At 40.3% G+C, this 7,786-nt stretch carries 4 protein-coding genes and 1 CRISPR repeat array; of the genes, 3 read left to right on the top strand and 1 reads right to left on the bottom strand.

What is annotated here, in order from left to right; genetic code table 11:
- Positions 1-6: 6 nt before the first annotated feature.
- Positions 7-1,593, bottom strand: coding sequence for a hydrogenase 4 subunit B (locus FIB07_18000; protein ID NJD54738.1), 1,587 nt, complete (start codon positions 1,591-1,593; stop codon positions 7-9).
- A 231-nt stretch (positions 1,594-1,824) separates the two neighbouring features.
- Here FIB07_18000 and FIB07_17995 point away from each other — a divergent pair, with 231 nt between their 5' ends.
- From FIB07_17995 to ltrA, 3 genes are all read left to right on the top strand, one after another.
- Positions 1,825-2,757, top strand: coding sequence for a CRISPR system precrRNA processing endoribonuclease RAMP protein Cas6 (locus tag FIB07_17995; GenBank protein NJD54737.1), 933 nt, complete (start codon positions 1,825-1,827; stop codon positions 2,755-2,757).
- Between the two features lie 13 nt (positions 2,758-2,770).
- Positions 2,771-4,006 (top strand): TIGR02710 family CRISPR-associated protein, encoded by a 1,236-nt coding sequence (locus tag FIB07_17990; protein ID NJD54736.1) that lies wholly within the window; start codon positions 2,771-2,773, stop codon positions 4,004-4,006.
- A gap of 277 nt (positions 4,007-4,283) precedes the next feature.
- Positions 4,284-4,767: direct repeats of the CRISPR family, unit length 37 nt; unit sequence GTGAAAATGAGTGACCCGATTTTTAGGGGATTGAAAC.
- Positions 4,768-4,826: 59 nt separating this feature from the next.
- Positions 4,827-7,664 carry a group II intron reverse transcriptase/maturase gene (gene ltrA, locus FIB07_17985; GenBank protein ID NJD54735.1) on the top strand — a complete coding sequence of 946 codons (2,838 nt, stop codon included), beginning with the start codon at positions 4,827-4,829 and terminating at the stop codon, positions 7,662-7,664.
- Positions 7,665-7,786: the final 122 nt, after the last annotated feature.

Here is a 7,786-nt window from a genome sequence, read left to right as displayed (position 1 = left end):
AAGCATTTATTCCGAATATAGCAGAATAAAAAATGAACTCAATTTTTTAGGATGAACGGAATATGTTATGGGATAATTTGGGGGGTCTGAATAGTCACCAATAATTTTTATGAAATAAAATGGCATTACTCCAAGGACAATGCACATGGATGAAAGAAGGAACATCCCGATTAACATGGAAACAGGTACTTCCTTTGAATGCTCTGCATGACTGCTTCGTGGAAGAGCAAGGAAACTGATGCCGAAAGCTTTTACAAAACAGGCCGCAGCAAGAGCGCTTGTGAGAGCAAGACCTGCGCCGCTAAAAAGCACAAGTATTTTTGTAATATTATCTGAAAGGTTAATACTCAGTAATTGAGCCTGGAATGTCAGCCACTCGCTTACAAAGCCATTGAATGGAGGAAGGGCTGAGATCGATATTGCCCCGATCAGGAAAAAGAGCGCTGTCCAGGGCATTTTCTTGATAAGTCCCCCGTATTCCTCTATGTTCCTTGTGTGGGTTGAATATATTATGGAGCCTGCTCCCATAAATAGCAATGATTTAAACACTGCATGGTTTATCGTATGATATAATCCTGCTATTAATCCGAATGCTGCAAGATCAGGATGCCCCGAAGCCATAAAAATCATTGAAACCCCTACTCCTATCAGTATAATTCCTATATTTTCAACACTGTGATACGCAAGCAAGCGTTTCATATCATGTTCCATGAGTGCATACATTACACCAAGAAGTGCTGAAATCGAAGCAATTACCAGCAATATAATACCCCACCAGGCAACGCCTGCGCCCAGGAAATCAAAAAAGACACGGATAAGCATGAAAATAGCAGTTTTGATCATCACCCCGGACATGAGCGCGGATACATTGCTCGGGGCGGCAGGATGTGCATATGGTAACCATATATGGAGAGGAACAATTCCTGCCTTTGTGCCAAAACCGATAAGTGCAAAAATGAAAGCAAGGTCCTTAAGATGTGGGGGCAGAGTGCCTCCGATTCCGCGGAAAGTTTCGAAATTAAAGCTTCCTGTTGAACTTGCAAGGATAAGGAACGATAAAATGATGAAACCTGTCCCGAAATGGGTCATAACAATATAGGTAAAACCGGCTTTTCTCGTTTCCTTTTTTTCATGCTCGTACATGACAAGCAGATAGGATATTATAGACATCAATTCCCACACAATCAGGAACATGATTGCGTTATTTGCAGAAACTACGAGAATCATTGAAAGCATGAATATATTATACAGGAATCCCAGGTAACCGATATTCTTTTTCCCGAAATATTCGGTAACATATCCTGTTGAATAGACAGAAACCGCAAATCCTGTAATTGATATGACAAGTATAAAGAATGCAGACAATTTATCGACGTAAAAGCCATAACTAAGAAGCGTTGAGCCCTGCAACACGTAATTAAAGATATTACCGGATAGTACGGAAAATGAAAAGATGATTCCTGAGATCGATGCAATGGATGCACTTAAAAATGAGGCATACGTACATAAGCGATTTTTTTTATTGAATATCAGGGCAGATATTGCCCCGATCAAGTATATCGCAATAATTCCTAAAAATAAATAGGAGTTCATATTGATTGTCCTGACATATTTTTGTATCAAGTTGGAAACATTTTCCAATTTTCTTGATATTTAAGACGGATTATAATCTCATATTCTCTATTTAAGACTTGTTAATTTTGGTTCTGTCAACCGACAACCTGACAGTACCGTCTTTTCAATTCATATCCTGTATCAAATATCAACGCTTAAATATACCGTTATTCAAAGACCCTGTAAAATATTGGGAAAAAAGTGGTTTCAATGAAGCTATCTAAATACCGATTTACAATAAATCCGCAAAAAAAGCTTATTCTTCCTCCATACAAAGGTTCAACCTTCCGGGGGGGTTTTGGTCATGCCTTCAGGCATGCAGTATGTGTGGAGCGAAAAAAGGAGTGTTTGGGCTGCTCACTTCGAAGCAAATGCGTCTATACTTGTATTTTTGAAACATCAATTCCACAGGAAGAGGGAATGAAGCAAGATCAAGAGGTTTGGCGCCCTTATATTATTGAGCCGCCTCTGGAATACGGGCAGACTTACGGAAGAGATGATAGATTAGATTTTGGGCTTATACTCATTGGACGTGCGGTAGACTATATACCATTTTTTATTTTCGCATTTGAGGAAGTAGGCCGAATCGGAGTGGGTAAAAATAAAGGAAAATATTCGCTTGAAAAAGTAATCAGATTGAATAATGGCGAAGAAGTGTTGATCTATGATGGAAAATCCCATTTCAGGGATGATTTCCATACAATGGATTCCATGGAGATAATGAAAGAAGGAGTTATGCTCAATTCTTCGCGTGTTAAACTTCGTTTTATTACGCCAACGAGGATAAAATACAATGGAAAATTTACAACTGATTTGAATTTTGAAGTTGTAATGAGAAATCTTTTTCGAAGGTTATCAGGGCTTGCCGATGTTCATTGCGGTGAAAAATGGGAACTTGATTGGAAAGGACTAATTGAAAAAACAAAGGAGATCAAAACCGTCCATTCTGACCTTGTGTGGAAAGATTGGGAACGTTACTCTCAAAGGCAGGATACGAAGTTGAAGATGGGGGGATTTTTGGGTGAAATAACCTTTGAAGGTAATATGACTGAGTTTTTGCCTTTCCTGAAACTCGGTGAATATCTCCATATTGGGAAAGGAACTGTGTTTGGATTGGGGAAGTATGAAATAATGTCAGGATGATGAGGAGAAAGAAATGGCAAAGGTAATGATAATATCCCTGGGAACGGGGCGCGGTGTGGAAAGCGGAATTGCTAAATCGATACAGGTCAATAATCCTGATAAATTATTTTTCATAGCTACTGAAGAAAGCAAATCCGCAATTGAGAGAATAGAATCAGTATCAGGAAAGAAATTAGTTTATGAAACGCCTCTGATTATTCATAATCCAGAAGATGTGGAAGGATGCTGGAAGATGACTGCTCAGCTTGTACGCTCTTTAGTACAGGATGGTTATTGTCCTGAAGAGATATGCATCGACTTTACAAGCGGAACTAAAGCGATGTCAGCAGGATGTGTCCTTGCCGGGGCAAGCCTTGAATGCGGTAATTTGAGTTATGTTGGAGGCGGTAAGCGTGATATCAATGGGAGGGTCATATCAGGAACCGAACGGGTAATGATCCTTACCCCCAATGAATTCTTCCTCGATCAGCGCCGACAAATGATACAGGATTTTTTTAATCTTTTCCAATTTGATGCTTGCATCAAACTGATCAGTGATGCACGGACAAAGTCTATGGCTGTTGAAGTACAGGATGAGCTTGACCTGCTGGAGAAGCTTGTTCTTGCTTATTCTTTCTTGGATAAGTTCGATCATTTAACAGCGGCTTCATACTTTAGCCAGATGCACGGAAAATTCGATGCCCTGTGGCAGATTGATACCAGTAATAGTAAAGAGACGGTCTTTAAGATCGCCAGGCAAAAAGAAAAATTTGCTGCCAGCAAGGATATAAAGGATAAATTTTCGCAGGAGATTCTTGCAGACCTCCTGGCTAATGCGGACCGAAGGGCGCAGGAAGGTAAATATGATGACGCTATTGCCCGCCTTTACCGGGCTGTTGAAGTAATATCCCAGATGCTTCTGGCACGACGAAAAATAGATACTTCAGGAATAAAGTTCGAGGATTTGCCAGCAGCCTGGAAAGAAGAGTACAGGAAAAGCAAAGAATCAATAAAATTAGGGCAGGAAAAGGCTTTTTCGTTACTGGAAAGCCTGGGTGAAGACATAGGGATGGAATATCGGAAGAATAGGAATTTGCGGAATTATTTGAGCAAACGCAATAGTTCCATCCTGGCTCATGGACTTACGCCTATGACAAAACAAATATATGATGAATTGTCAAGAGAAACAAACCAGCTTGCAGTTAAAGCCTTCCCGTCCCTTAGTTCACTTAAAGAGAAAAGCCGATTTCCAGTACTGAGGCTGGCGTAAAGCCGGATGTTTTTAGAAAAATGTCCTGGATAAAATTAACTTCCTAAATTCCCCCGTTTTGCTTCTAAAAACCATGGAGGCAATCGCCAGCAAGCAGAGGCTGAATTGGTTTATATGAATATGGGAAGATGCAACTTTTTTCGTGAAAATATCGAGGCAATCGCCAAACATTATTTTTTCAAAACGCTTATATATTTCCTTGTGCCATATAATAATCCTAATTGAGAAATAAAGGCATTGAAATGCTTTTTGCATAATCCGCATGCGTTGACATGGGGTGAAAATGAGTGACCCGATTTTTAGGGGATTGAAACAATACCTCAATATACGCTTCTTTCACCCTTTGACTGAGTGAAAATGAGTGACCCGATTTTTAGGGGATTGAAACTTTTGCTTCTTTCATGATGCAAGGACAACCTGCACGTGAAAATGAGTGACCCGATTTTTAGGGGATTGAAACATTGCATTTTAATTACCTCCAAATCGATCTATCCTGGTGAAAATGAGTGACCCGATTTTTAGGGGATTGAAACTAGCGTTAGGTTTTTTGCGCTTATTGTTAATGCATCAATGTGAAAATGAGTGACCCGATTTTTAGGGGATTGAAACTGTATGATTCTCTTCAGGATGTCGCCATATTTCAACAAAGTGAAAATGAGTGACCCGATTTTTAGGGGATTGAAACTTCCTCCTTATTTTGAAACTCTGGCGCTCCAAGGTTTTAAGTGAAAATGAGTGACCCGATTTTAGGGGATTGAATTGGCCGATATATGAGATTTCTCACGAGTAATCTATTTGCATAAGTAGAACCGTAGTTTATATGCTTCTTATTTCAAGAATCGAGGGCTTCAGGATGGTATACAGCTATCAAGATCTCACAATAGCATGGAATAAAGTCAAGGAGAACAGGGGTTGTGCAGGGGCTGACTGTGTGACTATTGAAGATTTTGAGAAAGACCTGGGTGGGAATTTGATCCACCTGCAAGAACAGCTTGAGAACGGAAATTACAGTCCTGTTCCTGTCCTTCGTGTTTACATTAATAAAAATGATGGCGGCAAGCGTCCCATAGGAATTCCTGCGGTCAGGGACAGGATAGTACAGCAGGTTTTGCTTTCAAATATGTCACCTGTTTTTGAGAAAGAGTTCCTGGACTGCAGTTTTGCCTACCGTCCGGGAAGGTCTGCGTTGATCGCAATTGATAGAACTGAAGCATTGATTAGAACAGGATTTGAATGGGTGCTTGATGGTGATATCAAGAAATTCTTTGATTCTGTTGACCATGATCTGCTTCTTACCTTTGTCGCACAAAGGATTTCCAATGTAATGGTTTTGAGACTGATCAAAAAACTATTAAAGACCGGCGTTTTTGAAAATATGAGTATGCATGAGGAATATAATGGGATCACCCAGGGAAGTGTTCTCTCACCGCTTCTTGCAAATGTATATTTGCATCAATTTGACCTTAAGATGACAGAAAAAGGCTATCACCTCATCAGGTATGCTGATGATTTTTTGATACTTGAAAATTCCCGGGAAAGGATAGGTGAGGCTTTGATTGATACTGCTGCTGCTTTGGAAGGATTGAAACTTAGCCTGAATGAAACAAAGACAAAAGTTTTCCCGGCAAGGGAAGGCTTTGTTTTTCTAGGCTATTATATAGATGCAAAAGGAAAAGGACCCAGCAAGAAAGCCATTACAGCTATTACCCAGAAGCTGCAGGAAATAAACGAAGCGGGAAAAACCAAAAACACCAGTGATAGAATTGATGATCTTAAACAAAGCATACGCGGGTGGTGCAATTATTTCCATACATGCAGGGGAATAGAACCTGAGAATGCACTTACCCTGATCGCCTTATTAGAGATGAGCATCGAACTCAGGGATGAGGAATATGCACGAAAACTTCTTGAAAAAAGAAGGGATTTTACGATAGAGGAAGCTGTCCTCTTTTTTCGGATAGGAGAGACTGCACAGCGCCTGGGGCTCGTGGACGAAGCCCTTGATGATTTTTCACGAACACTGGCCATTGATGCAGGGCACACCCAGGCTAAAGAATCCATGAAACGGCTGCCGCTTGTAGATGAGAATGTATCATCCTCAATTGAAAGATTAAAAAGGCTCATTCGTTTCTGTCCTGATCTTGCCCAGCCCTACCGCGATCTTGCTTTTTGTTATTCTGAACTGGGACAATACGGCCTGGCGCAGGAATCTTATAAGAAGGCAATGATGCTTGATATTGAGGCAAAATCCAGGATAAAGCCTGAAGCTGCCCTTCCTTTACCTGCACAACCTCAACAAATTATCTTTTCATATGAAGATGCAACCCTGTTTTCCACTATTTTCAAGGGGCGGGAAGACTTTTTCGCACGCCAGTGGATCGATGAGAAAGGAAGAAGAGGATTTTCGCCTGTTGATCATTCGTTGGGTATAAATGAGATAAAGAGCCATCTTGACGGAAAAGAGACGCTGGGACTTTATTTGCTGAACAAGGAAGATCAGGTATTCCTTTGTGTGATCGATATCGATATTGACAAGAAAGCTCTTCTTGAATACGCAAATGATTTGGAAAAACAACAGAAGCTTCACCTGCTGACACACCAGGATGCTGTTAAGGTTGCATCTATCTGCGATAACATGGGAATTCCCGTGCTTATCGAAGATAGCGGTTATAAGGGGCGACACATATGGTTTTTCTTTGAAAAACCAATTACAGCGAAATTGGCAAGGACTTTTCTTAAATTCATTATCGAAAAAGCAGGTGAACCAGAAAGCGGAATACACAGGGAGATCTTTCCAAACTGTGATAAATTAAAAGTAAAAGGATATGGGCCTTTGATCAAGCTGCCGCTTGGCATACATAAGAGCACAAACCGCAGGTGCCTGATCCTGGACAGGGAAGGTAATCCACTTCCAGAGCAGATGGCAGCGCTATATGAGATCAGGCATATAACCCGGAAGAAGATCGAAGAGCTTTTGTTTTCGCATATAATTAAACCGCAATCTCCTCAAGAAAAGAATGAGGCTGCGCCATTAGTTGAGAGTATGCTTTCCGGATGTAAAGTGATCAATTACCTGGTTGATAAAGCAAAAGAGACGCATTATCTTAATAATTCCGAGCGTGTGACATTACTTTATACTCTTGGTCTTCTAGGGGAGGAAGGAAAAGAATTCCTGCATAAGGTGATCAGCAATTGCATAAATTATGATTTTGATTATACAGAAAAGCAAATCAAGAAAATGAAACCTTACCCTATCAGTTGTTACAGGATCAGGGAGAAACACGAGGAGTTTGCACTTGACCTGGGATGTAATTGCAGTCTTAAGTTTCCCTCAGGAGGTTATCCATCGCCTGTGCTTCACGCTTTCAAACGGCAAAATAAATGGCTTTTCCAGCCTATTTCAGGAGTAAATGGAAACTCTAAAAAAGAAGAAAAAGAAGGGAACAAAGCCAGTATGGATGGTATTAGCGGAAAATTGAAAACATATATTGACCTGAAAAAGCAGCTTGGCAGGGTTGAAAAAAGCATCCGGCGCATCGAGGATGAGATGTCTTCTTACTTTGATAAAGAAAAAACAGATAGTATAGCTACTGAATATGGCCTTCTTGAGAGGAAAAGGAAAGAAGGGAATAAAATTGAGTGGATGATCAAATTATGACCATGTAAAAAAATAATAGAAGTTAGGGAGTGTAACCGATTTTGTTGAAACTTCTATTAACTTGAAAGAAAGTAATAGGAGTCGAGCAAAATGGCAAAATTGTTTACAAGAGAACAAGCGAG

It is taken from the genome of Candidatus Methanoperedens sp. (assembly GCA_012026795.1).
Classification (GTDB): Archaea; Halobacteriota; Methanosarcinia; order Methanosarcinales; family Methanoperedenaceae; genus Methanoperedens.
Note: the sequence above shows the minus strand (reverse complement) of the source record. Positions and strands in the feature narration are given on the sequence as shown.

What these genes read in the sequence shown, in the direction of transcription:
- FIB07_18000 (NJD54738.1), bottom strand. Translation starts at nt 1,593, where the DNA reads ATGAACTCCTATTTATTTTTAGGAATTATTGCGATATACTTGATCGGG.
- FIB07_17995 (NJD54737.1), top strand. Translation starts at nt 1,825, where the DNA reads ATGAAGCTATCTAAATACCGATTTACAATAAATCCGCAAAAAAAGCTT.
- FIB07_17990 (NJD54736.1), top strand. Translation starts at nt 2,771, where the DNA reads ATGGCAAAGGTAATGATAATATCCCTGGGAACGGGGCGCGGTGTGGAA.
- ltrA (NJD54735.1), top strand. Translation starts at nt 4,827, where the DNA reads ATGCTTCTTATTTCAAGAATCGAGGGCTTCAGGATGGTATACAGCTAT.